We start from the raw sequence: 2741 nt of genomic DNA, 5'->3' as shown, positions 1-2741 counted from the left end.
CATTCTGGTGTTCATGACGTCGGTGCTTGTCACCATTGCTACGACGATCATGTTTTTCATCGCGCAGCTTTTTGCGAACGCACCGACGATCATCAACTGGCTGGGCCTCTGCGCAATTGTCCTGTTCGTGCTGATCGGGCTCGGCCTGATCGGTTGGACGTTCTCTCAGCCGGTCGATAAGCGCCAGTGGGGAGGTGACCTGCCGATCGTCGCCGGCCTGGTTTTGCCGAACCTGGCCACTGTGCTGGTTCACTGGCTGTTCGTGCGCTGGCGGTTGAGGCGCGGCTCGATTAACGCACAGGTGGGCGCATGAAGACGGTTCTTTGCTACGGCGACTCGCTGACCTGGGGCTACAATGCCGAAGGTGGCCGCCATGCGCTGGAAGACCGCTGGCCGAGCGTGCTGCAGGCAGCGTTAGGCGCCGGCGTGCAAGTGATTGCCGATGGCCTCAACGGCCGCACCACGGCCTTCGACGACCATCTGGCCGGCGCGGATCGCAACGGCGCCAGGCTGCTGCCAACGGTGCTGACGACCCATGCGCCGATCGACCTGATTGTCATCATGCTCGGCGCCAACGACATGAAGCCATGGATCCACGGGAATCCCGTCGCGGCCAAGCAGGGCATCCAGCGGCTGATCGATATCGTGCGCGGTCACGACTATCCCTTCGACTGGCCCGCGCCGCAGATCCTGATCGTTTCGCCGCCTGTCGTCAGCAGTACTGAAAAGGCCGACTTCAAGGAAATGTTCGCCGGTGGCGATGACGCCTCGAAGTTTTTGGCACCGCAATATGCAGCGCTCGCCGACGAGGCCGGCTGCGGCTTCTTCGACGCCGGCAGCGTGGCGCAAACCACACCGCTTGATGGCGTCCACCTCGACGCCGAAAACACGCGAAACATCGGCAAGGCGCTGGCACCCGTCGTGCGCGTCATGCTGGAATTGTGAAGGAGAAAACCCGTGGCTGAGAACTACGACGTCATCATCATCGGCTCCGGCCCTGGCGGCTATGTCACCGCGGTGCGTTCCGCGCAACTCGGCTTCAAGACGGCGATCGTCGAGCGCGAGCATCTCGGCGGCATTTGCCTCAACTGGGGCTGCATCCCGACCAAGGCGCTGCTGCGCTCGGCCGAGATCATGCACTATTCGGATCACCTGAAGGATTACGGGCTGAAGCTCGACGGCAAAGTCAGCGCCGACACAGCGGCCGTGGTCGACCGCTCGCGAAAGGTCTCGCTGCGGCTCAATGGCGGCGTTGCCTTCCTGATGAAGAAGAACAAGGTCGATGTCATCTGGGGCGAGGCCAAGCTTTCGAAGCCGGGTGAGATCGCCGTGTCCAATACGGCCAAGAAGCCGATGGAGCCGCAGCCGCCGGTGCCGAAAGGCGTCAAGGGCGAGGGCACCTACACCGCCAAGCACATCATCCTGGCGACCGGCGCGCGGCCACGCGCGCTGCCCGGCATCGAGCCTGACGGCAGACTGATCTGGACCTATTTCGAGGCCATGGTGCCGAAGGAGATGCCGAAGTCGCTGCTGGTCATGGGATCGGGCGCCATCGGCATCGAATTCGCCTCCTTCTACCGCACCATGGGCGCCGAAGTAACGGTGGTCGAACTGCTGCCGGCAGTGATGCCCGTCGAGGATGCCGAAGTCTCGAAATTCGCGCAAAAGCAGTTCGAGAAGCAAGGCATGAAGATCATCCTCGAAGCCAAGGTGACCAAGGTCGAGAAGGGTGCGAACTCGGTCACCGCGCATGTCGAGATGAAGGACGGCAAGGTCGAGAAGATCACCGCCGATCGCATGATCTCGGCCGTCGGCGTCCAGGGCAACATCGAGGGCCTCGGGCTTGAGGCGCTAGGCGTGAAGACCGAGCGCGGCTGCATCGTCATCGACGGCTACGGCAAGACCAATGTGCCGGGCATCTACGCCATCGGCGATGTCGCCGGCCCGCCGATGCTCGCCCACAAGGCAGAACATGAGGGGGTCGTGTGCATCGAGAAGATCGCTGATTTTCCTGGCGTGCATGCCACCGACAAGCTGAAGATTCCGGGCTGCACCTACTGCAATCCGCAGGTCGCCTCGGTTGGCCTGACGGAAGCCAAGGCCAAGGCCGAGGGCAAGGACATCCGGGTCGGGCGCTTCCAGTTCGCCGCCAATGGCAAGGCCATTGCGCTCGGCGAGGATCAGGGTTTCATCAAGACCATCTTCGACAAGAAGACCGGTCAATTGCTCGGCGCCCACATGGTGGGTGCCGAAGTGACCGAACTGATCCAGGGCTTTGTCGTGGCAATGAACCTGGAGACGACCGAGGAAGAGCTGATGCACACCATCTTCCCGCACCCGACGCTGTCGGAGATGATGAAGGAAAGCGTGCTCGACGCCTATGGCCGCGCGCTCAACGCCTGATAGATTGAAAGCGCTGCTACAGATGGAACCCGGCGGCAAGGTACTTCGTTTGCGGATGCGTTTTCACGCATCACACAAGGAGAAGGCATATGCACCTGAATGGCGTCGGCTGGATAGCAGCCATCATCATCGGCGGCCTGGCAGGCTGGTTCGCCGAAATGTTCATGAAGAGCAACACCGGCATCTTCATGAACATCGTTATGGGCATCGTCGGCGCGGTCGTGCTGAACGCCATTCTGCAGGCTCTCAATTTTGGCCCGTTCGGCGTCGGCTGGATTGCCTATCTGATCACCGGCTTTATCGGTGCCTGCCTGCTGATCTGGGCGGGGCGTCTGGTG

General features: G+C 61.8%; 4 protein-coding genes. All 4 read left to right on the top strand.

Going from position 1 to position 2741, the window contains the following annotated elements; all coding sequences use genetic code 11:
* Positions 1 to 313, top strand: a 313-nt coding sequence (locus EN893_RS27775; RefSeq protein ID WP_128361944.1) for a hypothetical protein, incomplete at its 5' end; no start/stop codon positions are given.
* On the top strand, positions 310 to 945 hold the full coding sequence (locus EN893_RS27770; RefSeq protein WP_128361943.1) for an SGNH/GDSL hydrolase family protein: 636 nt from the start codon (positions 310 to 312) through the stop codon (positions 943 to 945). The genes EN893_RS27775 and EN893_RS27770, both read left to right, overlap by 4 nt.
* A gap of 12 nt (positions 946 to 957) precedes the next feature.
* Positions 958 to 2403, top strand: a complete 1446-nt coding sequence (lpdA, locus tag EN893_RS27765; RefSeq protein WP_127270641.1) for a dihydrolipoyl dehydrogenase — start codon at positions 958 to 960, stop codon at positions 2401 to 2403.
* Positions 2404 to 2492: 89 nt separating this feature from the next.
* Positions 2493 to 2741 (top strand): GlsB/YeaQ/YmgE family stress response membrane protein (locus EN893_RS27760; protein WP_164901163.1); only part of this gene is annotated, 249 nt, incomplete at its 3' end.

The sequence above is a fragment of the Mesorhizobium sp. M7A.F.Ca.CA.004.04.2.1 genome, from assembly GCF_004022825.1.
In the GTDB taxonomy this organism is placed as follows: domain Bacteria; phylum Pseudomonadota; class Alphaproteobacteria; order Rhizobiales; family Rhizobiaceae; genus Mesorhizobium.
The sequence above is the reverse complement of the archived record's forward strand: the minus strand, read 5'-3'. Positions and strand labels throughout refer to the sequence as shown.

Coding starts and splice junctions, on each gene's coding strand:
- EN893_RS27770 (WP_128361943.1), top strand. CDS start 310: ATGAAGACGGTTCTTTGCTACGGCGACTCGCTGACCTGGGGCTACAAT.